The organism is Leptospira saintgironsiae (genome assembly GCF_002811765.1).
In the GTDB taxonomy this organism is placed as follows: domain Bacteria; phylum Spirochaetota; class Leptospiria; order Leptospirales; family Leptospiraceae; genus Leptospira_B; species Leptospira_B saintgironsiae.
This window is the reverse complement of the sequence record NZ_NPDR01000004.1, coordinates 340,573-365,686: the sequence shown is the minus strand read 5'-3', so window position 1 is coordinate 365,686 and position 25,114 is coordinate 340,573. Positions and strand designations below refer to the sequence as shown.

Annotated in this window: 19 protein-coding genes; 4 read left to right on the top strand and 15 right to left on the bottom strand. The window is 39.0% G+C overall.

Annotated features, from left to right (window positions below):
- Positions 1–8: 8 nt before the first annotated feature.
- On the bottom strand, positions 9–350 hold the full coding sequence (locus CH362_RS11875) for an STAS domain-containing protein (RefSeq protein ID WP_008594836.1): 342 nt from the start codon (positions 348–350) through the stop codon (positions 9–11).
- 198 nt (positions 351–548) lie between these two features.
- Between CH362_RS11875 and CH362_RS11870 the strand changes: the two genes are divergently transcribed.
- Genes CH362_RS11870 through CH362_RS11860 form a run of 3 tightly spaced genes read left to right on the top strand, consistent with a single transcriptional unit; the run spans position 549 to position 5,518 of the window.
- Positions 549–1,526 (top strand): glycosyltransferase family 2 protein, encoded by a 978-nt coding sequence (locus tag CH362_RS11870; RefSeq protein WP_100710546.1) that lies wholly within the window; start codon positions 549–551, stop codon positions 1,524–1,526.
- Positions 1,523–3,457 (top strand): hypothetical protein, encoded by a 1,935-nt coding sequence (locus CH362_RS11865; RefSeq protein WP_100710545.1) that lies wholly within the window; start codon positions 1,523–1,525, stop codon positions 3,455–3,457. Before CH362_RS11870 ends, CH362_RS11865 begins: the two co-directional genes overlap by 4 nt.
- Before the next feature lie 45 nt (positions 3,458–3,502).
- Positions 3,503–5,518: a PAS domain S-box protein gene (locus tag CH362_RS11860; RefSeq protein ID WP_100710544.1), complete on the top strand. Its 2,016-nt coding sequence runs from the start codon at positions 3,503–3,505 to the stop codon at positions 5,516–5,518.
- A 223-nt stretch (positions 5,519–5,741) separates the two neighbouring features.
- Here the strand turns inward: CH362_RS11860 and CH362_RS11855 are convergent, their stop codons facing one another.
- The 13 genes from CH362_RS11855 to CH362_RS11795 form a co-directional block, all read right to left on the bottom strand.
- The gene (locus CH362_RS11855; RefSeq protein WP_100710543.1) at positions 5,742–6,569 is read right to left on the bottom strand and encodes a sterol desaturase family protein; all 828 of its coding nucleotides are present in this window, start codon (positions 6,567–6,569) and stop codon (positions 5,742–5,744) included.
- Between the two features lie 70 nt (positions 6,570–6,639).
- Complete coding sequence (locus tag CH362_RS11850; protein ID WP_100710621.1) at positions 6,640–7,743, bottom strand: AraC family transcriptional regulator; 1,104 nt, start codon at positions 7,741–7,743, stop codon at positions 6,640–6,642.
- The gene (locus CH362_RS11845) at positions 7,740–8,504 is read right to left on the bottom strand and encodes a Rossmann-fold NAD(P)-binding domain-containing protein (protein WP_100710542.1); all 765 of its coding nucleotides are present in this window, start codon (positions 8,502–8,504) and stop codon (positions 7,740–7,742) included. Before CH362_RS11845 ends, CH362_RS11850 begins: the two co-directional genes overlap by 4 nt.
- A complete protein-coding gene (purB, locus tag CH362_RS11840) occupies positions 8,504–9,805 on the bottom strand; it encodes an adenylosuccinate lyase (protein WP_100710541.1) in 1,302 nt (433 codons plus the stop codon). Before purB ends, CH362_RS11845 begins: the two co-directional genes overlap by 1 nt.
- Positions 9,806–9,872: 67 nt before the next feature.
- Complete coding sequence (locus tag CH362_RS11835; RefSeq protein ID WP_100710540.1) at positions 9,873–10,940, bottom strand: hypothetical protein; 1,068 nt, start codon at positions 10,938–10,940, stop codon at positions 9,873–9,875.
- A 14-nt stretch (positions 10,941–10,954) separates the two neighbouring features.
- Complete coding sequence (locus tag CH362_RS11830) at positions 10,955–12,793, bottom strand: extracellular solute-binding protein (RefSeq protein WP_100710539.1); 1,839 nt, start codon at positions 12,791–12,793, stop codon at positions 10,955–10,957.
- Between the two features lie 116 nt (positions 12,794–12,909).
- Positions 12,910–14,943, bottom strand: a complete 2,034-nt coding sequence (locus tag CH362_RS11825; protein WP_100710538.1) for a RelA/SpoT family protein — start codon at positions 14,941–14,943, stop codon at positions 12,910–12,912.
- Between the two features lie 2 nt (positions 14,944–14,945).
- On the bottom strand, positions 14,946–15,818 hold the full coding sequence (gene nadC, locus CH362_RS11820) for a carboxylating nicotinate-nucleotide diphosphorylase (RefSeq protein WP_100710537.1): 873 nt from the start codon (positions 15,816–15,818) through the stop codon (positions 14,946–14,948).
- Positions 15,819–15,963: 145 nt separating this feature from the next.
- The gene (locus CH362_RS11815; protein ID WP_100710536.1) at positions 15,964–17,556 is read right to left on the bottom strand and encodes a lipoprotein LipL71; all 1,593 of its coding nucleotides are present in this window, start codon (positions 17,554–17,556) and stop codon (positions 15,964–15,966) included.
- A gap of 41 nt (positions 17,557–17,597) precedes the next feature.
- Positions 17,598–17,933, bottom strand: a complete 336-nt coding sequence (locus CH362_RS11810) for an STAS domain-containing protein (RefSeq protein ID WP_008595243.1) — start codon at positions 17,931–17,933, stop codon at positions 17,598–17,600.
- Positions 17,934–18,002: 69 nt separating this feature from the next.
- Positions 18,003–19,127, bottom strand: a complete 1,125-nt coding sequence (gene tgt, locus CH362_RS11805) for a tRNA guanosine(34) transglycosylase Tgt (protein ID WP_165780264.1) — start codon at positions 19,125–19,127, stop codon at positions 18,003–18,005.
- Entirely contained in the window at positions 19,124–19,612 is a 489-nt protein-coding gene (locus CH362_RS11800) for a Fur family transcriptional regulator (RefSeq protein WP_008595524.1), read from the bottom strand. Before CH362_RS11800 ends, tgt begins: the two co-directional genes overlap by 4 nt.
- Before the next feature lie 139 nt (positions 19,613–19,751).
- Entirely contained in the window at positions 19,752–20,312 is a 561-nt protein-coding gene (locus tag CH362_RS11795; protein ID WP_100710534.1) for an LPS assembly lipoprotein LptE, read from the bottom strand.
- Positions 20,313–20,403: 91 nt separating this feature from the next.
- Between CH362_RS11795 and CH362_RS11790 the strand changes: the two genes are divergently transcribed.
- Positions 20,404–22,212, top strand: a complete 1,809-nt coding sequence (locus CH362_RS11790) for a M23 family metallopeptidase (RefSeq protein ID WP_100710533.1) — start codon at positions 20,404–20,406, stop codon at positions 22,210–22,212.
- An 85-nt stretch (positions 22,213–22,297) separates the two neighbouring features.
- Here the strand turns inward: CH362_RS11790 and greA are convergent, their stop codons facing one another.
- On the bottom strand, positions 22,298–25,075 hold the full coding sequence (gene greA / locus CH362_RS11785; protein ID WP_100710532.1) for a transcription elongation factor GreA: 2,778 nt from the start codon (positions 25,073–25,075) through the stop codon (positions 22,298–22,300).
- Positions 25,076–25,114 lie beyond the last annotated feature (39 nt).

Sequence of the window (25,114 nt, the reverse complement as noted above, 5' to 3'; positions counted from 1 at the left end):
CGTTTAGGCTAGTACTCGAAGGATTCGATAGCCTCTTCCAGCGTTTTGTAGATCTCGAAAATGCTGGCTAACTTTGTAATCTCCATTAGATTTTCGATATCGTTATTCAAATTGGTGAATACCATGCGACCTTTCAAACCGTCGATATGTTTGTAGATGTTAAGGAACATCCCCAAACCGGCTGAGTTGATGAAAGGAACTTTTTTCAGGTCGATGATAAACTTCGGAACGTCACCTTTCGAGATATACTCCTCGATTTTTTGACCAAGTTCGAATTCATTGCCCGCTTTGATCGGGCCTTCGATCTTGATGATGTGAACGTCGTTTTTAGTGGTGACTTTGATTTTCATAACCCTTTCTTGGATTTTTGTGCTTATATAAGATCTGCATTCCGGCCTCCTTGTAAAGCCCTTTTTTGCAGAATTGCCCTGTCGAATCCCTTGAAAGCTCCCAAAAATCAAAGAGAATCTAGGTTTTGACTCTGACAGAAATTACAGGAAATATTGTCGACATTTTGACCGAATACAAACATCGTACCAAGGTCAGCAATGCCCGCAAAGCCTCCTCTTTTATCCCTAGTCATTCCCGTTTATAACGAGGAAAAAACCATCCCCGAACTTGTGAAAAGACTTCGGGGCCTTCTCACTATCTTGAAAGAAAAACATCGCTTCGGAAAAGAAGATACAGAAATTCTTTTTGTAAACGATGGCTCAAGAGATGGAACCTTCGATGTATTAAAAAAATTCTGCGAATCCGAGCCAGGTTTTTTTCTTCTGAACTTATCCAGAAATTACGGACACCAATTGGCGATCACTGCAGGGATCGATACTGCAAGAGGCGAAACAGTTGCTGTAATGGATGGAGATCTTCAAGACCCTCCAGAATTTGTCGCAGACCTTTATGCAAAAATGTCAGAAGGTTTTGATGTTGTCTATGCAAGAAGAAAGAAAAGAGAAGGTGAATCTTTTTTCAAACTGATTACTGCTCACGTATTCTATAGAATACTAAAAAAGCTGACCAGATTTGAGATCCCAATCGATACGGGAGATTTCAGGATCATGAGCAGAAGGGTGACTAATGTTCTAGTCTCCATGAAAGAACAACATCGTTATATCCGAGGATTGATCGCTTGGATCGGTTTCAGACAAACAGGTTTGGAATACGATAGAGACGAACGTTTTGACGGAGAGACCAAATTTTCAGTCAGTAAGATGCTTAAGTTTGCTTTGGATGGAATTACGTCCTTTTCCTCTGCCCCTCTTAAATTTTCTTCTTATTTAGGATTTACTTCAGCGTTTTTCGGAGCGCTGTATACTATCTATATTCTGTATTTAAAACTTTTTACTGATAATACAATCCAAGGCTGGACCTCAGTCATGATCGTAGCATTGGTATTAGGTGGAATACAACTCATTGCGTTAGGTATGATAGGCGAATACCTAAGCAGAGTACATGATCAATCCAAGAATCGCCCTCTGTATGTGATCGAAAAGATCTACTCTTCAAAACCAAAAAGTAAAAAATGAACCGCACTTGGGATAGAGTTTTAGGAATTTTATTTGGCGCCCTGGCATTATTCGCCACTGGAGTTATGATCTCCAAGAATTGGCAGGCCTTCCTAGAGATCTGTCCGATTACGGATCTTTTGACCTGGGATGAAAATATTCGCCTAAATGCGGTTTATGATCAATTCCAAGATTATAGAGATGGCAAAATTTGGAGAGCAACACTTCCTTTCTTGGAAGCAGCAACTTGGCCACCTCTTCGTCCAATATTCTCACTTTTACTTTTAGCAAGCCCTGGGGAATGGCCAATTACTTGGAAAGATTCCTTTCTAGGCTTAGCATTCTATGCTCTTTGTTTTCCTTCTATCATCTATATAGTTTCCAGAATTTCAGGATCTTTTCTTTTCGGAAGTTTAGTTTCTATTTTTGTATTAGCACTAAGTCTTCATACTTCTGAAACACCTGCTTACAGTCTTTCTTCTATGTTAGAAACCCAAGGGATGTTTATTCTTCTTTGGGTATATTGGGGACTATACAAACTTTATGATTCTGTAAAGGATCTAAAACCTGGAGAAAGTTTACCTGCTGGTTCCAAAGTGGCCGCCTTGGTTTCTGTAGTTTTGATACTTCTATTTTTTACTAAGTATCCTTACGGACTTTTGTTATTCATCTCTATCTTTTTATTCGAGTTAATATCCAGATTCCCAGAATGGATCGGATTTATTCGATTCTCTGTAAAGGTTCACTACAAAGGGATCAGGCTTTTATTCTTGATCTTAGTGGTCTTACTCGTGCTTTCACTTCCGGTATTAAGAGTAGTGACAGATTGGAACCTGGACCAAAGATCCTTTAAGAAAGTATTATATTTCCTTACAGTTTTCCTTTTCTTGGACTTCAATTATTTCTTATATAGGAACAGAAAAGACTTAGGGAAAATTTCTCCTCCTTCTATCAAAATACTTTATTTGTATGCGATCCTTCCTTGTTTTATCTGGTTATTCACGAACCTTGATAGGGTTATGAGTCTAGTAAACGCTCAGATGATCGTGAACAAATTTGTTCGCAGTTTTGTTTTAAGTTTATTCGAATCTCCTGAAGATAAATTTCCTGCGAGTCATGTATTCAATGAGCCTTGGATCTTTAGGACCTTCTTCTTATTTTCCTTAGGCGCAATCGGATACTGGCTATACTTAAATAGAAAAGATAAAACTTCTTCTGCCGAAATAAAGGGAGAAGGAAGAATAGATTCGGTCCTTGCCAAATTACAAAATATAACCTGGCCTAAATTTTTAAAAGATCCGTTATTCGCAATTACAGTGATCGTATTCTTGCAGTATATAGTTATAGATGCGAGCACTGGAAACAAACAATTAAGACATGTTTTCTATCCATTACCTGCATTACTTACGATCCTAAGCTTATGGTCTTTCAGATTAGTTCAAATTTCTGAAAAAAGTAGAAAGGTTTTATTCTACGGAGTTTTCCTAGTCTTCTTAATATGGGCTTCGAGCCTATTCGTGAGAGAAGGTGGACTATTTAGCCAAACCTATCTTTCTAAAAATCAATTCTGTTTAAAAGGATTCGAAACTGCTGTATTCGAACCGGCAAGAGAGTTTGCAAAAGAGATAGATCCTCAAGGGAAATACGTCGCATTCAATACATTCCATGATGAAGAAAACTTCCAGTTGCCGGGAAGAATCCTCGCTTCCGAATTCGATCTTTTGTTCAGACAAAAAACGGTCGAAAAAGGTAAATATCGCAACGATAGCAAATACAAATGGAAATCCTGGGACGAGTTTGACAAAGCTGTGTATGTAGGACCTTCTTGTAACCTGCCTCCAAAGGTCCTTTCTAGAGCAGAAAGTTTAGGAATTACCTTAGAACCGATCAAAGAAATTAAACACCAAAACGGAGATTATTGTTTCAAAGAATTTCGTCTTATTAAAAAATAATCGGACTTAACCGAAACCTGTTTTCGGTAAACGACTGAAGGCATCGTGACTCATCCTTGGTTATTACCCACCATCATCGCGGCTACGCCTTCCGCCTTCTTTCTATTTTTTATTTACCTATATTTGTATAAAAAAGAAGGACAGAAGGCTTTGCTTGCCTGGTCCATCTGTTGGGTATTCCATCTTTTAGGTTATTTAGGAAATATTATGCAAGTAGGAGGAGTAGACTCTTACAAATATTTCCCTTCCTTCTCCATTGATTTTATCAGAGCGCTCTTCCAATTTTTAGGATGTTTATATTTTTTAAATAAATCATTCTCCAAACCTTTTCAAATTTTATTTGGCTCGGCTGGTCTTTGGGCATTGTATCTGGATATAGAGAAGACTAAAGATCCTTATATGATCTGGCCTATCTATATATTAATAGGCGGGTCTCAAATTTATACTGGGGTTATTTTTCTTAGAACTAAAAACCTAATTCCTAGTTTAGGAAAGATTATCGCAGGTTGGATCTTTATTCTCTGGGGTCTTCATGTTCTTAATTATCCCTTTTTAAGATTCCATCCTGAGTTTGGTTTTATAGGATATTTTCTGGCAGGCTTGTTTAGATTTTCTTCTGCGATCGTAATACTTTTAGTATTCTTTGAAGAAACGAAAGCTGCTCTTTCTAAAACGGAAGGAAATTACAAAAAAATAGTAGATACAACATTAGAAGGAATTTGGCTGATTGATAAAGATGCCAAAACTAAATTCGTAAATTCTAAAATGGCTGAATTTTTAGGAGTAAGCGAAAAAGAACTGATTGGTAAAAGTTTATTCGATTTTATATCAATAGATAATAACGATTTAGTGAACAAAAGACTGGAAGAAAGAAAACAAGGGCAAGCAGAAGTTCATGATTTCTTTTTCAAACGACCAGATGGAGAAGTGGTTTGGCTTTTGATGTCTACAAATCCAGTCTTCGACTCTCAAGGTAATTACGAAGGTGCACTTGCCATGTGCACTGATATTACTTATTATAAAAAAACGGAAACCGCATTAAAAGAAAGTGAAAGGCAACTTTCTACTTTGATCCGCAACCTTCCGGGTATCGCATATCGTTGTGCTTATGATCCCAACTGGACTATGGAATTTATCAGTGACGGTTGTTTCGAACTTACTGGTTACTCTCCTTCCGATTTTGTTTCCAACCGTACAATTTCTTTTGGAGAGATCATTCATCCAGAAGATGCAGAAAGAGTATTTCATGAAGTTACGGAGGCAGTAAATAAGAATATTACATATAGACTCGTATATCGGATCCATAAAAGAAGCGGAGAAATGCGGTGGGCATTCGAGCAAGGTTCTGCAGTTAAAGGTGATAATGGGGAATTAATCGCTTTAGAAGGTTTTATCACAGACTTCACTCAAGCAAAACTTGCAGAGGAAATTATGGCGAACGCTCTTCACGAAAAGGATATCTTACTCAAGGAAGTCCATCATAGAGTTAAAAACTATCTGCAAGTCTTATCCAGTTTACTTTCCATCCAACTGGAACAAGTAGAAGCGAGTAATCCAACTCAGGTTCTGACAGAATCCCAAAATAGGATCTTATCTATGGCCTATGTTCATGAATCTTTGTATGGAAAACATAGGATCAGTGACGAGTTTTTTCCAGAGTTTGTAAGCAGACTTGTGGATAGTCTTCTCAAATCATTCGGCCATAAAAAAGAAGAGATCCAAATTTTCCTGAATTGTGAATCCCTTCCGATCAAACAGAATTCTGCAATCCCAATCGGTTTGATCCTGAATGAGTTAGTCACCAATGTTCTAAAACATGCATTCTCTATTAAAAAACATTCAGAAGAAAAGATCATCAAGATCTCTTTTTATAAGGATGGAAATTGGATCCATTTGGATGTTACTGATAATGGAAAAGGTAAATCCTCGGAGCCTAAATCAGAAGATTCCATGGGTTTGGAACTTGTGGATCTTTTGACGAAGCAGTTAAAGGGTTCTGTGTTGGATCTTTCTTCTGAGCAAGGGACTGTTACCAGAATAAGATTTCCAGCTTCTTATTAGGATTGTGGTTAAGGATTTTTTTGTAGGAGTTCCTACATGGGTTTAAGGGCGCCCCCACCCTAAGCTTTGGGTGGGGGGAGTGGCTCGTGGGAGAGCTCATTCGCCTATATCACAAAATCGCAATCTTAACAATCAAATTTTACACCTTTTCTCTTGTTGGAATTCCAACATAAAGATACAAACTATTCACGTTGCAATAGTTCTTCATATCGTTTATTCGCCCCTAAATCCCCTGAACCTTCACTTCTCCCAAATTTGAATCTTCCACTACTTCGGGCTCTCGATGAGTTACTTCTCGGAAAGTATCGAAATAATTCTCGTGATTCGTCCCCATTATCCTATCCCAAATATTAAAATATAAACTGTAGTTACAGTTAAAATATTTATGGTGCATATTATGATGAGTAGTAGAATTATGAAGTCTTAATATTCTATTTTCTATAAATCCTTTTGGGAAAAGTTCGAAAGAAAGATGTCCTAATACATTCAAAAAATTACTATAAAAGAAAAATATCACAAGTGCAGTTGTATGCACAGGCAAGAATAAGATCACGAGCGGAACAATTCCCGCTTCTACCACTGCTTCATATGGATGAAAAGAGAATGCCGCCCAAGGAGAAGGGTTTGTTGACTTATGATGGACCAAATGCATTCTTTTGAAAAGAAGAGGATGATGCATCATCCTATGAGTCCAATAAAAATAAGTATCATGGAGGAATATTAAAGCAATAATGCTAAATAGAAGATAAGGAACACCATAGTCTTCTACCTTATCGTAGATAAAAGTCCAGCCGGCCTTCTTCATTAAAACTACCAAAATTCCGGAAGCAGCGAAGATCAAAAGAGTGATCGCTGAATATTTAAGCTCGTGAGTAATTTTGTCTTTTTCTGGAAGTCTTTTCTGGATAATTTTATGCTTAAGCTTGTCTTTAAAGATCAACCAGATAAAAACATAAGCAATCCCGGCCATTAAAATATAGCGAAACCATAATATCCCTAAGGTAAGAAAATAATAGGCTGTATAGCCCATTTGATCCACGATCTCGTTCATCCTATTCTCTCCGTGTAGACACAGTTTACACGATAGGACGATAGTAAGCCTACCTGAATTTTAAAAATCTCTAGCTGATTTCAAAATCGGCAGTACTTTTTAAAGTTTCATCCCTGCCACGATTGCGGCGGAATTCGGTTGGAGTGACTCCGGTAAGTTCTTTAAATGCGCGATTGAAAGGACCGAGAGATTGATAACCCAAATCCATAGCTACTCTGATAATAGGGATCTCATCCTTTCCCGAATCCAAAAGAATTTCACAAGCCTCTTGGATCCTATAACGATTTAAGAAGTCTGGAAAATTCCTAAAACCCATTGCTTGATTGATCAACCTTCTGAGTTTGTATTCTTGCACTTCTAAATCTTCTGCAAGCTGCCCGATTGTCAGACCTTCTTTTCTATAAAGTTTTGTTTCTTCGAATGCAGAGACTAATTTTTTCTTCAATGCAGGATCTGCATATACTGCTTTTTCTTCTTTGTCTCCTGACTCTTCTGGTCTTGGGTCCACGAGACCTTCTTTCAATTCGAAGACCAAATACATAAATGCAAGTATGAGTCCCCAGGCAAAGACCACATTTGCTAAATCTAAAATTTCAGATAAGACCTTACCTCTTAAAATGAGGTGAGAGAACATATTAAAAGTAATTACACTTCCGGTCATCAGAATATGGACTTCACGTAACCTTCTTCTTGTTTCTACAAGATCGTCCTTTCTTCCTGCATAGATCCGGATGATTGCGGCCACTACAAAGCCCAAGGATAGAAGAGTAGGAATAATTATATGAGCAAGAACAGTTTCCGAAACGATAGGCCCCCTCATATTGATCAGATCCAGCACAGGATAAACTGACCAAGCGGAAACTCCCACCTTACTTAGAAGTAAAAGCCAATACCAATATTTAATCTCAAAATGATCCTCGAAGATTGCGAGACTGATCATCCAAAAGAAAAAAGGTAAACTAATAAGACCTGCAAATAAAAAAACACGAATAGAATAAGGGATCTTTAAATCCGGATCCAAAGAAAGAAGGATATAACATATGATCCCGAAAGAAAAACCTCCAGCAATTCGTATTCTAAAATCGTAAATATATCTCCATCCCAAAAGTCCGATGATAAAGATTAGATTCGAAAGGCAGAATAAATGTAATATGTCCGTGATCTGTGAGATCAAATGAGTTCTTCCAGTTTTTCCAATTCTCCCCAAAAGTCCTTTGTTTGTAAACCAGGAAGAAATTTCCGGATCAAGCTACTATCTATAAAACTGTCGTCTCTATCCATCTTTTCTTCGGGGACAACCTGGATCTTACCGTGATCTTCTAAAAATCTGAAGATCTCTAACCATGTATGCCATTGCCCATCGGATAAAATTAACTCGGAAGGTAGATCATTTCCTGGGTAAGATAGAAGCAAACGTACCGCTTCTGAAATATCGTCCCCATGAATGAGGTTCAATTGTCGTTTTGTCTTTTTAACTGAACCCTTTCTTGCCCAGTTGGCCGGATTTCTATCTGGACCATAGATCCCGGAAAGCCTGAGTATCTTGCCGCCCTTCTTCAAAAAGTGTAACTCCGTTTCATAACGATCATGCTTAGGATCTAAAGGAGTTTTTTCAGTGATATCAGATGTGATTCTTTGATAGATACTGGTAGATCCAAACATCCAGACAGATTTGGAGATAGAAAATATGGTATCAAAAACTTGCTCTCTGTTTTCTAGTTTTTGAGCGGGGAAGGTAATAAGGCTCGCGTCAAACAGCGAGCCTTCGTTTTCTTTTCGGAATTTTTCTAATGCTGAGCTATCGGAAAGATCCAGAAGAACAGATCCTTCTGCTTGCGTAGCGCGGGAAACTCCTACAACAGTATTCTCTTTTTGTAAAGTATTTAGAATTCTTAGACCGGTATATCCCAGCCCGAAAACTGCAAACCTAGGCATTACTCCAGACCGAGTCTTTTATAGATCAGCCCAACTTTATCTAAGTAAGGAGAAATCTGGAAGATAGAATCCAGATCTCCAGGTTTTAGAACCTTCTGCACTTTAGGATCTTCGGCAAGTCTAGTCTTCAGATTTTGAGAAATATCTGCCCAAACTGCCATCGCATGACCTTGCACGATCGCATACGCATCTTCTCTAGTAATTCCACCTTTTTCGATCAAGTGAAGAAGAACTTTCTGAGAGAAGATCAATCCTCTTGTGGTTCCCAAAGTTCTTTCGATTGCATCAGGATACACATGAAGATTTTTTACTACGAATAACATCTTATCCAAGATATACTCTAACGCGATTGTAGAATCTGGAACAACAATCCTTTCTGCTGAAGAATGAGAAATATCTCTTTCATGCCATAATCCAACGTTCTGAAGAGCAGTAGAAACATTAGAACGGATCACCCTTGAAATACCGGAGATCCTTTCACAAATCACAGGATTTCTTTTATGAGGCATTGCAGAAGATCCTTTCTGTCCTGGGGAAAAAGGTTCTTCTATTTCTCTACCTTCTGTTTTTTGAAGAAGACGAACTTCAGTTGCAAAACGATCTAAGCTTGCAGCAGTAACACCTAACGCAGACATATAGGCAGCATGTCTATCTCTGGATACAACTTGGGTCGCAATTGGATCAGGCTTAAGACCTAATTTTTCACAAACATATTCTTCAATATCAGGTTCTATATTTGAATAAGTTCCGACGGCACCCGATAATTTTCCTACAGCAACTTCTTCTTTTGCCAAGGCCATACGCACCCGGTTTCTTTTCATTTCTTCATAAAATAATGCGAACTTCAAACCCAAAGTCATCGGTTCTGCATGGATACCATGAGATCTACCGATACAAGGAAGGTCCCTATATTGGATCGCTTTCTCTTTGATCGCTTCGATCAACTGGTCTGTTTTTTTAAGGATCAGGTCCATCGCTTGGACCATTTGCACACAAAGCGCAGTGTCACCAATATCGGATGAAGTAAGCCCGTAATGCACATGACGACCTGCAGGTCCTATATAGGAATTCATATTAGTCAAGAACGCGATAACGTCATGGTGGACCTTGGATTCAATCTCCAAAATTTCATCCACATTGAATCTTGCTTTGGAACGGATCTCTTCGAAATCTTCTTTAGGGACCTCTCCTTTTTTCATTCGGGCTTCGGTGGCCAATATTTCGATTTCTTTCCAAATATCGAATTTGTTCTCCAATTCCCAAATTTTAGAAATTTCCGGATTCGAATACCGATCAATCATTCCAGTTTCCTTGGGGAAATATCCCCATTGATAGGATTTTTATCAGGCACCTATACGTAAACGGTTTTTAACCTAACTCAAAAGAGCTTACAAACTCTTTGATTAGATTGATATGATCCACTTCGGGCGAAGGGTTCTCTTTACTAGGCTCATATAGATGTTCATCGAAAACATGGTAATCAAAAATTTTGAGCTCGAAGTCAGGTATAGTGATGATGATATTTTCGGAATGGATATCGAAGATCAGTTTTTCTTCGGAAGCGAGGTAACGAGTCACTTCTATCACTCTATGGAAGTCCAAGGCGATCTTCTTGAGTTTAGACTTATTGATGATCCCAAATCTATGAGTATCAAAGTTCAACTTCCATTTAGGAAAAAGTGCATCCTGGATCGGATTTTGCCTCACCTTCTCATTCAATCGAATAAATTCTTTTAAATGTTTTCCGGGTAACAAATTCTGATTATCACAAGGAGTAAGTGTAACAACTGGAACACCGAATGGACTTCGTCGAAAACGTAATCCCATAAAAAATCGAGTAGGAAGTACAAGATCAGGGATTAAACTTTTTAGTTTCCAATAATGAAGTCTTTCTAACCCTAAACGAGCAAACTTAAATCGGATCTCGTCTCTTTTAGATTCTCCCCATACAGATTTTTGTAAATGATGCATGAGTCCGATCTCTTCTGTTTTTAAATAACGTTCTAAGTTATTCTGCACTTCTTTATATAAAGAACCAAAAATAGGATCCGATGGAAGTTTAGATTTTCCTATTTTGACTACTTGGTTCCATGGAAGTGTATATACAAATTTATAAGAACCTCTTCCTATATAATTCTCAGAGGCGAGAGGCATAAAATTATCCAAAAACTCTCTGCCATATCTATGCGTTATACGAAACACATGAGATACAGGAAAAAGTTTTTCGTAAAATTTTCGAGCAAAGCCCGATTGCCTGAGACGGAAGTCGATAGGCAAATCCTCTTTTGGGATCTGAGAATCTGCCCTATCTGGATCAAAAAATAATTCTTTATCTAGACCCTTTTCCAGGATCTCTATAAAGCTTGGGATCCCGGGAGAGTTCCAAAAATTTCGGATCGCATCTCCGAATTCGCTGAATCTTCCCTTCTTTGCCATTAGAATCCCAAACCTTATTTGGAATGGTAATATAAGTCTCTTTTATAAGTAGGAAGAGCTGTTTTACTCTTCTTAGAATTTTCTAGAGCTTTGTCTTTTTCTTCGTCTATCCACCATAAAGACTTGGCAGCTCCTTCTCCAGAATATCTGGAAAGAGGATTTTCTGGAGTTCCGAATCTATTCCAATAGAGAACTCTTGTAGATTTAATTCCCCAAAGAAGAACATACGGAACCTCTTTAGTTAAGATCTTATCTATCTTCTTTAAGATTTCCGTTCTTTTTTTAATATCGAATTCTGTTTTTTGCTGCTCGATTAGTTTATCTATTTCCGGATTTTTGAAACCGTTATAATTGTTCTGTCCGTTCTCATTTGCGTATTTAGAATCCCATTGATGTTCCGGATCCGGGAAAGAACTTCCTGATCCCCAAGCGGCCCAGGTAACATCAAAGTCATATTTATCCATTCTTTCGGACCAATTAGCAAGATCTGTGCTCTCAATAGTAACTTGAATTCCCAACTCTTTCACTCTTTCCATAAATAGAGTAAAATATTTTTCAACACTTCTATCTCTTTCGAGGATATGGATCACAAATTGTTGTCCGTCTTTCTCCAAGAAACCTTTTGCATTTGGTTTCCATCCAGCTTCTGCAAAAAGTTTTTTAGCTGCTTCCGGATCATAGTCTATCGGAGGGTTTGGTAATTGTCCTTCTTCCCATACAGAACCATAATAAGAATCAGTGAGTTGGTATTCTCCAAACGCAAGTTTGTCCACCATGAGTTTTCTATTCACCAAATGAGCGATCGCCTTTCTGATACGAACATCATCAAATGGTTTTCTTCTCATATTGAATGCCCAGCCCTGGAAGCCTGACTTCTTATCATTATAGATCTTTTGTTTTATGATATAATTTTTATCAAAAGGTTCTCCAGTCGTTTCCTGGACCCAAGTTGCCGCCTTATACACAGGATATAGATCTATATCACCCTTTTTGAATGCCTGGAATGCAACTGCGTCGTCATTGAACACTTTGAAGATAAGAGTATCAAAATTGTCTGTTCCTTTATAATAAGGATAAGCCCGCATCCAATAATCATTCCTACGTTTCATCTTCACGTAGATCCCTTTTTTTGCGGATTGCAATTCATAAGGTCCGGATATTACAGGGAACTCAAAATTCTCCTTATTAAAATCCTTTCCGTTATAATAATGTTCAGGAAGAATAAAGAATTCGTACGCAATAAATTCAAAGTTTTTCCAATGGATCTCTTTTTGAGTAAATTCTACTTCATATTCATTCACTAACTTAGGAGCTTCGAAACGGGAAAGATCAATACGATGAAGTGCAGTATTATTCTTCTTATTCATGATAATTTCATAAGTAAATAATACGTCTTTAGCAGTAATAGGTTTGCCATCACTCCATCTTGCGTTTTTATCCAGATTGAACGTAAAAGTTTTTTTATCTGAAGAAATCTTCCAAGAAGAAGCAAGTTTAGGAAGAGGTTCGAGTGTAATAGGATGTCTCTCTAAAAGTGGTTCGAACATCTGGCCAAAAATTTCAGCAGTGGTAGAGAAATTTTCTAAATACCAGTTCAGTGATTTAGGATACTGATGGCTATAAATCCTAAATAACCCTCCCCTTTTTGCGTTAGGAGAAACAGAAGGATTCGGCTTCCTCAATGCTTCTGGGATACTATTTGGATCTCCTTCCCAAGGAAGATCTTCAGTTGCGACTGAAATTTGGACATCTTCCTTCTCTTTACAGCCGTTCGATACGAATGTGATTACGGATAATAAAAGTGTAAAATAGCAAATGTTGAGTAATTTGGAATTTTTTAGAGCAAGGTTCAAAGCACACCTCTTAGGAATGTTCGTGTTCGAAAGCTTCCGGGAAAACCCGATTTCAGGCAAACTTAAATGTAAAATTTTCGATGAAAAGATAGAAGGATCAAACCCGCAGCTAATCCTTATTTAACCCTATGAGCAAAGACAACGTCTGGTATCCGTTTTAAATTGCCTAGGATCTCCTTCAATTGGTCCAAATGTTCCACTTCTATCATGAAGCGGGCCATCAGAGTATCTTTTTGGACTGTAGAAGCCCCTGCTTCCAGAATATTCGTTTGGGTTCCGGAGATACTTTTTACCATCTCTAAATAAATTCCCTGACGATCCTTTGCTTTTACTTCTACTCTAACAGGCACAGGCTCCGTTTGACCATAGTCCCAATCTACTGAGATCTGTCTGAGTTGTTCTTCTTCTCTTTGTTTTAATGCAACACTGCAATTTTTTTTATGAACAGAAACACCACGGCCCCTAGTTACGAAACCAATGATTTGGTCTCCCGGAAGAGGAGAACAACAACCTGAAAGTCGAACCGGAATATCTCTTAGTCCTGCAACCAAAATTTTTCCGCCTGCAACTTGTCCTTGTGTTTGAGTTTGTTTAGAAACTTTTTCAGAAGGTTTACGTTTAAGTTCTTCTAATACTTCTGCGTTTAAAGTAAGTTCTGCTGCACTCTCTGCACCTTGTTCCAGATCCTTGCTGGTCTCTTCTCTGAGTTTTCTGAAATAAGCACGTAACTTTTGCCTAGCAGAAGGAGTTTTAACAATACGAAGCCAGATAGGAGAAGGTTTAGATCTTTTATCGACTACAACTTCTACCTGATCGCCACTACGTAATTCGGTGCGAAGAGGAATCATTCTACCGTTTATCTTTGCACCTTTACAATGCAAACCTACATCAGTATGAATTCTAAATGCAAAGTCTAAAACTGTTGCACCTTTAGGAAGTTGTATAATTTCTCCCTTAGGAGTGAAAACGAATACCTCGTCTTCATGAAGATCATATTTAAGTTCTTCTAAAAATTCTTTAGGATCTAAAGAAGAATCCTGCCAAGTCTGTAGGACCTCCAACCATTTAACAGTTAGATGTCTTTCGTTAGCATGAGTTTTACCTTCTTTATAAACCCAGTGAGCGGCGATCCCGAATTCAGCGATCGCATTCATCTCCGCAGTACGGATCTGCACTTCTAAAGGTTTTCCATCGGGACCAATCACAGTTGTATGGAGTGATTGGTACATATTTGTCTTAGGAGTCGCGATATAATCTTTAAATCTACCCGGAACAGGAGACCAAAGTGTATGCACGATTCCTAATACTCCGTAACAATCTTTGATCTCGTCCGTAACGATTCGGATCGCTCTTAAATCAAAAATTTCATCGAAGGTCTTTTCCTTCGTTTTCATCTTACGATAGATGGAGAAGAAATGTTTCGCTCTTCCTTCTACATTCGCGTTGATTTGGATCTCAGCGAGTCTTTGTTTCAGGATCAGCTGAAGTTTTTCTATATAATCTTCTCTTTCAGACTTTTTAGCACTGATCCGTTTCTTAATATCTTGGTATTCTTCCGGAAAAATAACTTGGAATGCTAGATCTTCCAATTCTGATTTTACTGAATAGATACCTAATCTTCCAGCAATTGGAGCGTATAAAGAAAGAGTTTCGTTTGCGATCCTTCTCTGCTTTTCAGGAGGCTGAAAAGAAAGAGTCCTCATGTTATGAGTTTTATCAGCAAGCTTGATCAGAATGACTCGAATATCCTGGATAGTTGCGATAATGATCTTTCGAATATTCTCAGCAGCTTCCGTTTCTTTAGATTGGCTTTTGATCTGAGAAATTTTAGTCACACCTTCCACAAGTTGAGTGATCTCAGTTCCGAAATCTCGGACCATATCATCTCTCGTGTATTTTGTGTCTTCTATCACATCATGAAGGATCCCTGCAGAGATTACCTTCTCATCCAGACCCAATTCGTATAAAATAAAACCAACCTGAAGTGGATGAACAATATAAGGCTCACCCGAAAGACGGAATTGTCCTTGGTGAGAATCTTCAGAGACCTTATAAGCCTTCTCGATCATTTCCAAGGCTTCGGGACCCATTGTTTCCCGAACTCCTTCGATTAACATTTCTTTGGTGGCTGGAGCCTTAACAAATCCCATTATTAGGTCCTTATATCCAAACCAAGATCTAAAAATCTGGTAGTATGAGTTAAGTATCCCATACTCACTCCTACTCCAGGAAATTCTGATAATGCTTCTAATTTTTCCGGAGTGATCCGCCCGGAACATTCTATTAGGATTTTCGGATTTTTTTCTTTTATCCTTTGGAACGCTGCGCGTGTATCAGGTATATTAAAATTATCTAACATTAAAACATCTGGTTCCGCCTCAAGTGCGTCTTCCAGCTGGTCCAAGGAATCTATTTCCAGCTCAACTATTCTTCCTGGAAAATTGGATCTGATCTTTCCTACAGGGATTTTTGCAGATCCGAATAAAGCCAAATGATTGTCCTTGATCATCGCCATTTCAGAAAGATCCAATCTATGATTGGAACCTCCACCGCAGTACACAGCATACTTTGCAAGTTTCCTGTAACCTGGCAGCGTCTTTCTGGTATCCAGGATCATTATACCCTTAGATCCATACTGATCCACGATCTTTCTAGTTGAAGTAGAAATACCGGAAAGATATTGTAAGAAGTTCAGAAGGATTCTTTCAACACGCAACATGGAGAGAAGACTGCCATGTATCTCTGCAATCATGTCTCCTTTGGCAAATTTTTCTCCATCTTTAAAGAAGAAGTTAAACTGCAAATCTCCGTCGGAAAGTTTGGAAAGTACTTCGGTAACACCGCTTCCGCAGAGAATACCTTCTTCCCTTGCATTTAAGTATGCGATCGCTTTTTGATCTGGAGAGAATAAAGAAACAGATGTTATATCTTGGTCAGGACAATCCTCGTCCCATGCCATTTTAGCTAGGGGAAAATAATCCGCCTCGCTCGTCTCTGATATAGGCTTAGTATAAGCCCTCTTCACTTGAAATTCACCGCTAAGTAAAACTGTTTCGAATTATAAATGAGGATCAAGCGGAATTCTGAATTTTTGAATTCTAGAAAAAAGAAAGGCCCGGAAAATTCCGAGCCTTACCATTCGTTAGAGTTGCTAAAATATTAGACTTATATTAACGAGCTTCTTCGTCGCTTTCCTGTTCACCAGAATCGGAAGGCGCTTCACTTTCTGTAGAAGGTGCCGGTGTAGAAGGCTCTTCCTCTTCCGGTTCTTGCTCAGAAGTGGAAGCAGGAGGAGTTGTAGTCTCTTCCTTCTTCTCTGGAGTAGAAGCTTCAACTTTGTCACTTCCAGTCTGCTTTTTAGGAGCTTTTTTCGGATCAAACTTAGTAGATCCTTTAGCAGGTGGAATTAGCAATACTTGTTTAGGATAGATCAAGTTTGGATTTTTGATCTTACCACGGTTCGCATCATAGATACGTTTCCAAAGTTTAGAAGTACCGTAATGTTGTTTGTAAGCGGAAATTCTCCAGAGACAATCTACAGGAATTTTCTTACGAACTACGTATTTTTTCCAACCTTCAGGAAGTTCTCCGGAAGAAGAAGCAGTTGAATCTTCTCCTTTCTTGGTGGAAGAAGAATTAGAATCTCCTGCATCACCTTTGCGACCTGCTACTGAAGATCCAGTGCGTAATCTTTCTGCGATATCATCAGACTGATCTACTACAATGCGAGAAAGTCTGATCGCTTCTTCTGATCTACCAATAGAATCTTCGTATTTTTCGGAAGAATATAACTCTTCTGCGGAAGCTAAAGACTCATCCGCCGCTTTTAAGTTCTCGTCAGCTCTTTGGTAAGAAGTTTGGAGATCTTTGCTGGATTTCAGTTTAGACTGATCGATTCCAGATAGTTTATCCTTAGCTTTTCCGATAGAATCTTTCGCTTCTACCTTTTTCTTGAGTGCATAAGCTTGGATGTTTTTTGCTACGAGTTCAGCTGATTTTTTGCGAATATCATCAACTTCGGAATAACCTTCTTTGATTTTTCCTTCGTCGATTTTTGCTTTAGCAGCATTCAAACGTTCTCTTGTTTGAGCTACTTCTGGGTCCCCACCGCCCGCATATCTGTCCGCATCATCTAGATTTTTTTCGATATCTGCAAGAGAATCGATTAACTGTTGTTTTTGGGAAAGAGCCAAAGACTTGGCATCAGTTGCCGCCTTTTTGGACTCCAGATATTTTTTATTACTTTGTTCGTACTGATCGAAAGCAGCAAGACGAGTTTTAAGTTTTGCGTCGTCTCCGGATTCCTTAGGATAGGATTCCAAAGTGCGGTCCGCGTTATCTCTTAAAGTGTCCCCTTCTTTCTTAAGCTCTACTGCATTATTATAAGGTTCTGCAGCGAGTTGAGAAGCATAAGCCTCATCCGCTTCGTTGATAGCGGTATTGGCTTGTGTTTTGGAATCCTCAGTTAATTGAGGATAAGATCTTTCTAATGCATCATACGCTTTGCTTTTAGCATACTCGGCGCTTTTTTTAGTCTCGCCCAAGTCTTCGTTAGAAGCTTTTTCATGTGCAGTCAAAAGACTTTTGCGAGCTTCCTCGAATTCTCCGGAAGCGTATCTTTCTGCGCCTGCATCTTTAGCGCGAGTGATAGCGGTTTTTGCTTCCGCCAATTCTTTTACGGGTAGTTCCGACCCACAGGCAACTAGGAATCCTAAAACTCCCAGTACCAATGATGGGAACGATATAGCTCGGAAAGTTTTCATTTATTTTGCACCAGCCAGAGGATCGTTAAAAAGTGCCTTACTTATTTGAAGGCAGCGACGGCATCAGCTTCGTTATCAAAGATTTCGAAGAATGACGTTAGTTTAGTTAATTCAAATACCTTTCGTACGGAACCCGCAACATTGATAATCTTAAGTCCACCCTGGTATTTTTTTAAGTTAGAGAGGCTGGAAATCAAAGCACCGATTCCGGATGAGTCAATATAAGAGACCTTTTCCAGATTGATAATCGTATAGTATTTCTGCTCTTCAATGAGCTTTGCGATCACATCCTTAATCTCAGGGGCGTTGTATAAATCGATCTCCCCATTGATGTCCAGAATGACGATGTTACCGCTTTCCCTTCTGGTGATTTCCATAAAAAATCAGCAACTCCTTTCTTTATCTGTTTGAACCATCCTACAATAGGGGGGTCATTCTCTATATAGTCAACGAGAAATTTCCGGTCTTTCGTACAAATTTTTCCATTTAACAAAAAACTCGCTGAAATTTCCAACTTCGATGGAATGTCGAAGTTCTTTCATGAACTTTTTCATAAAATGCAAATTATGGTACGTGCTCAAGGAAAATGCACTTAGCTCTTTCACGTGATGCAGGTGTCTGATATACCCAATGCTGTATCTTTTGCACACTTTGCATTCGCATTCCGGGTCCATCGGCTCTTCTCGAAGCTTCCATTTCTCATTTCTGAGATTCACTTTTCCCTGAGAGGTGAATACTTGCCCGTTTCTAGCGTTGCGGGTAGGAAGAACACAGTCAAACATGTCGACTCCGTTTCGAACTCCTTCCAAAATATCCGGAACAGTTCCCACTCCCATCAGATATAATGGTCTAGTCCTATCGGTGTACGAGGAAATTCCTTCCATAGTTCTGATAAAATCAGGTCTGGGTTCTCCCACTGAGAGACCTCCGATCGCAATTCCGGAGAACGGAAGTGAGCGGATCTTGTCTAAACTTTCCAATCTCAGATCTAAATTGGTTCCACCTTGGAAAATCCCGAATAGGAATTGATTACGCTTGTCTTTCTCCCAGTAATTCACAGCTTCTTCTGCCCAGCGGTGAGTCCGATCCAGAGCATCTTTGATCCTGGAAACAGTTCCGTCTCCAGGAGGACAATCATCTAACACCATCATGATGTCAGAACCGATTGCTCTTTGGATATCGATCACTTTCTGGGGAGTGAAAAAATGAGGACTTCCGTCAATATGAGAACGGAACTCCACTCCTTCTTGTTTGAATTTAACAAGAGAATTCAGGCTAAAAACTTGGAAGCCACCGCTGTCAGTGAGCAGAGCTTTTTTGTAAGAAACAAAATTTTTGAGTCCGCCAAATTTCTCCAGAACCTCGGTGCCTGGGCGAAGATAGAGATGATATGTATTTCCGAGGATCAGTTCATAACCTAACTCATCTATGTCGTCGGAGTCCAAGGACTTGACCGCACCTCTCGTGCCCACAGGCATGAAAACTGGCGTTGGAATTTCGATTCCGTTAAGAGATAAGGTTCCGGTTCGAGCGAAAGAATGTGTATCTGAAACTCTGGATCTATAGATCATTTTTTGTTCGGACAATTCGGATCCAAACAAGTGCCGTAAATATTCAAGCTATGACCAGTGATCTTAAATCCGTTGCTTGCAGCAGCCTGCTCTTGCAACTGTTCGATCCTTTCATCCATGAATTCTACAATCCTGCCGCAGTCCCCACAGATAATATGATCGTGATGAGTATGGCCTATAATATGTTCGTAATACTTATAATCTTGGCCGAAATTATGCTCCTGCAATAATTTCGCTTCCACCATGATAGAAAGAATTCTGTAAATGGTGGCTTTGGAAATTTTATCCCTCTGGTCTTTAAATTCTTCCAGGAGGCTCTCCGCAGTGAAGTGATTGTGTAGGGAGAAAATACGTTCTGCGACTAACATCCTTTGGTTGGTGATCTTTAGTCCCTTCTTCTGTAGGTAATCAGAAAAAGTTTTCATCTCCATCCGGATGGAATCGTCTACGGTTTTCAGAATTTCAGTTTCTCGGTCTTTATTCATTTTTCAGGAGAAAGATGGAACTAGTTTGCAGAAATTTCCTTTCGGATCAAGGAATCTCGTGTGTTCACATTCTTTTCCACAATTTAAGATCCGGTTATGAGAATTATCAAGTGGAATTTCATTTTTAGGAAATGAAATACTACTCTTCCTCACCTTCTATCTTACCCGCTATAGAATAGTACCAGGCTCTTTCCAATTCTTCCGCGATCCGTACAGCGAGAATTTTTAGTAATCTTGTTTGGGCCTGGCCCTCTGTTTCCATAAAACCAACTTGGTCTGAGTAGATAATTCTCGCTGGGATTTCAGTTCTTTCTAATGGAATTTTCTCGCCCCCGGCTTTCTGGAGTTCTACCTTGCAAACTACGAACATCTCTTTGCTAAGCTGCTGGCCACCTTGGTCCAAAAGAGCTCCCACTTGTTGGTAATGGCTGATCTCTCCATAGATACGATATGCGGCTTGGGACTTCTCCCTGGTCTGGATAAATCTTCCGCGATAATTGATCTCTTGTTTTACCAGATCAGAAAGAGTGGTATGCATTGCGATCCCGTAGGAATTGTTCCGAAAATTCTGCACATAGACTGTACGTCTGGAATCAGGGATTGGGATCCCGTCGATTTTAGGAGGATTGCCGGGCTCCCGAGTCATATAAGTGCAAGAACTTAGGCAAAATACTAGGAAAATCGAAACAAGAAGCCTCATAACATCAGGCTTTTCTCCAAGTACGAGGCTGCAAGAAAATTTCGCAGATTTCAGGCTTTACAATTTAGAGGAACCGGATCTGAATTCGCAAATGGGAAAAAATTTCCTAAAACTTTTTCCACAAATCCCGTATCGATTCGGATTTGTATTTCTGCTAGTTATACTTTCATGGACAGAAGGTAAAGCAGGCGAAATTGATTCCAAAGTTTCTGCAGTCTCTCCCAATCTAAAAACAAGTCCGGCTATTCAAAAAAATATTTGGGATGATCTTACTCCTGAGGTTTTGGCGGATCTTGGAAATTTAGGTTTTCCAATGGAGATGGAAACTCCTATCTCAGGTTCCTATGCAGAATATAGAGTGCATCATCTTCATATGGGCTGTGATTTTAAAACATTTCACACGAATGGGATCGCGGCAATTTCTCCATTTCCAGGATATGTAGAATCGATAGGCCAATCCACAAAAGGATACGGCTCCAATATAATTTTAAAATCTTCAGGCTCTACTCTAAAAGCAAAATTTGCTCACTTACTGGACTTCAAAGGTTTCCGAAAAGACTTAGATCTACTAAGAGAAGCTTTGGCATTACTAAGCGGTGGAGAATTTCAGGTAAACCTTTCCCCTGGTTCTTATAATCTCCCTAAGGGAGAAAATATCGCGAGGCTCGGAGAATCCGGAACTGGAGTCAGTCATTTACATTTTGAATTACATTTGCCTAATGGAACATTAAATCCACTTCCCTATTTGCCTTTGAGAGGAAAAGACAGATATTCTCCGGAACTTTTGCTGCTATATGTAGATTCTGAAGATGGAGTACAGGCAAGACTATCCTTAGAAAAAAAGGGAGAAGGTAAATTTGCACTTCCAGGAAATCAAAAACTAAATCTTGCAGGAGGAGTTCGTTTTAGATTAGGCGCCTATGACCAAATGACCTCCCGTAATAAAAACAATTTATTCTTTGCAGGACTGTATAAGGACGAGACTCCTTTATACGAGAGATCCTTTAGGGGAATGAGTTATGAAGAAGCAAGGATCCACCATGATATATTCGACTCAAATCGTTCTTCATTAAATCCTCCTGTTTATGTTTATAATCTATTTCCTGCAAAAGGACCAAGCATAGATCTAAGAAGTTTCGAAACTGGCAGCACGGTCAAACTTGTCCTCAAGGCGTCCGATCATGCAGGAAATCATTCTATTCTTCCTTTAGAAATAGAGGTTGGAACAATAAATACCAAAAAACCATCCATTACAAAAACTGAATTCAACTCCATAGATGGGATTTTAAAGATCAAAACTCCCAACAAGACGACCTACGGCCAAGGCCAATTGATCTTCAAAAAAATTGAAAAACTGGAAGAAAGTATGAAACTTCCAGAAGGACTCAAATCAAAAGGTTCTATTTATGAATTAGAATCTTCGGATCTTTCTTGGGTAGGAGAAGCTGAACTTACATGGAGAGGTGCGGCCCTCGGGAAAAAAGACGGGATCTATATCTACGATAAGGCTTCTAAAAAATGGTCTGCCTTAAAACAAAGGGGCCAATTAGGCTTACTGACAAAACTTGGAGCCTTAGCAATTCTAACAGACGATGCAAAACCTGCGGTCAATTATCCATATCTAATCACAAGAAATAGAAGGATCAAGGGCCAGGAAGAAGAAGGAATCGAAGAAAGATTATATACTGTTTCCGACACAGGTTCCGGCTACGCGGGTGGCGCAGAAGTTTTATTAGAAGGAGAAGTTTATCCTAGCGAGTTTGATGCAGACCGTAAAATGTTGATCATCAAATTTCCTAAAACTTTCTCAGCTTGGAAAAAGTATATGTTACTCCAGATCCGGATTAAGGATCGCGCAGGAAATTCTTCTGATTGGTTTACCGATCTGGTGCGGTTTTAATTCAGCCTAGGGCGGAGTTTCGCACAAATAAAAAAGCCCCGCGAAATCGCGAGGCTTTCAATTTACAAGATTAGAATATTCTTTCTTAGTCTTGGTTTTGGAGAGAGTATCTGCTGATCTGCAGGACCTTAAACTTGGTTTCTGCTCCACCAAGATTTAAAGAAGCATTATCCCCCACTTTTTTACCTAAAAGAGACTTAGCTAATGGAGACTGGTAAGAAATAATATTTCTTTCAGTATCTGCGTCCCAAGCTCCCAAGATAGAATAAGTTTGGTCTTCTCCACTGGACTCGTTTTTGAGTTTTACAGTGGTTCCGATATTGATACGATCTGTTTTTACATTGGAAAGATCCAAAACGATAGCAGCTTTGAGTTCTGCTTCCAGTTTTTTGATCTGAGCTTGTAGCTGGACTTGTTTTTCCATAGCGGCTTTGTATTCCGCATTTTCTCTTAAGTCCCCTCTTTCCTGAGCCTCTCCGATATCTCTTGAGTTTTCAGGCATCTCAACGTTTACCAAATGATCGAACTCTGCTTTTTTAGCGTTTAGAGCACGACGAGTAACAAGAACTGCGTTTTCTGGAATTCTTGCCAGAACATCCTCTTCCTCTTCATCATCATCCTCTTCTTCCCAGATAAGATCCGGTTTCAGAACTCTGATGAGAGACATCAATTTGTCTTTTTCAGTCTCTTCGATATAAGGAACTTCTCTATAAAGTGCATAAACTTTACGGATATATTCTGAATCTCCGTTTTGGATAGCCTCGCTGATCACAGCTGCATCGTTTCCAAAAAGGATCTCTTGGCAGGTGTTCTTAAGCTTGGTTCCTTTTTCCTCGATCTTATTCAGAGGTTTTAATAAACGAAGAACTCTTAGGATTAAATCCTGTCTGGAAACGTTCATCCATTCTTCTTCCCAAGTTTTGAGAAGGATAGATTTTGCCACCCAAAGGAATACTTCAGGATTTTCTTTAGCACGGCTGGATGAGGTTTCGATGAATAAGTTTAGTTCAGCGAATTTTCCGTCATTTTCCAAAACGGAAACAACGTATTTGTTATTCTTAACTGGAACTTCGAAAAGAAGTCCAACCAGAATATTGACCCAATCAGAATGAGATTTTTTCACTAAGTCTACGAAAGACTTTTTGATATCTAAGTTGCTGATCTTAGAAGAATATTCCAGAACCTCTTCTCTTTTGAGAGACTTAACGATCTTGGAAACATCATCCAATTTTTGATATCTTTGGAAATCATAAGGACTTCCGTCTTCTCCTTCCATAGTAGAAGCGACTTCGTCGAGATACAGATAAGCAACGATCTTGCGGAATGAATCGTGAGTTTGCTCTTCTTCGAAATAATGATGAGCGAAAGTATCAATCGCTGATTCAGCTTCTTCTTTGTTTCTAAGAGCTTCGATAGCGATGTCTAGACGTTTAGCAGGATCTGCATTCGCGTTGAATTTTTCAGTCAATTCTTCCGCGTAAGTGATCGGTTTTTCTCTATACCAGAGTTCGTCTTTTTTCTTAGGGTTAAAGCCCAGGTTATCTTCTTTTTTGATAACATTCTTAGCTTTGTTCCACCATTTAGACCAATCAACGACAGGGATAAATTTTCCTGCGATCTCAGCCTTCATTTCTGCAACCAACATATGGTTTTCGAATGAAGTTAATAATTCTTTAAAGAAACCAGGAACATCATTCTCGAATAGAGAAACTACAGATGCCTTATCTTCATAGAATCTTACCCAGATATGATCTCCTTTTAAAGGTTTCAAACTAGTGATCGCCATTTGGATAGAAAGTTTATGATTTTTCTTATCCTTAAAATCAACAAAGATAGAATCTCCGTTAGGCGAAATAGAAACGATCTTACCTACTCCCCAGTTTCTATGTAGAACGTAGTTACCAGTATCAAATACGATGTTTCTTTCGAAGTTGGAAATACAAACCTTAACAGGTTTTCTGTTATTTCCTAACTCGGACATTTTTAAGAAATCTTCCAACAAGCTGTGGTTGGCATATTTCAGTTTATAAACTCTGATTAGTTCGTTTCTTGCTTTGTTAGAAACAGGCTCATGATCCAGGATCTTTTTCAGAAGGTAGATCACTCTGTCCCAATCTTCAGTAATCTTGAATGGATCAACTAAAGGATAAAGATAACCTGCAAGACGGGTCTTTTCACGGTGACCTAAAAGAATACGTTCTATCTTTTCTACGAACTGGATATCATCGTAACTGTTAGTTACAAAAATAGGCCAGATCTCTTCGAACTGTACATAGTCTTTAGTCTTTGCAAAAGTTTCGATAGCTTGTTTGAGATAAGCGACTGCTTTCTCTTTGTTTTCATCAAGAATTGCTAATGCATATTTTTTAGCGATCTCTGGGTTCTTGCGGTCTTGTTTTGCAAGTTTTTCCAGGATAGGCTTTAGCTCTTTGTTCTTCTTTAGTTTTTCAAGAGCTTCTGCTTTAAAACGAAGAGCATAACGATCCTCTCCGAATTTTAAAATATTGTCTGTAATATGTTCAATGATGACCCATTTGCTGGCTTGTTTGAAAGAATCCAGTAAAGTCTTGAAATAAGAAGCAGCGTCAATACTTCCTTTTTGTAGTCCAAGTAATCCAAGCATATATCTTGCAGAAATACTTTCAGGATGATCAGTGAGATGTTCTTCTAATTTGGTTTTAGATGAATCTATAAGTCCGGATGATTGAAAGGATTCTATGAGGTCGTCGTAAATTTTAAATTTAGATGCTGGAATGGAATTTGCGTCCGAGCGTACATAAATCTCCTCGTTAAAAAGAGACGTCAGCTTGTCCAGTTCGCTGGCAGGCTTAGTTTCCGCGGTTGTCGCAGTTTCGTTAGACATAGGAATTACTCCGCCGACGGGGTCGGCATTCAAAAATAG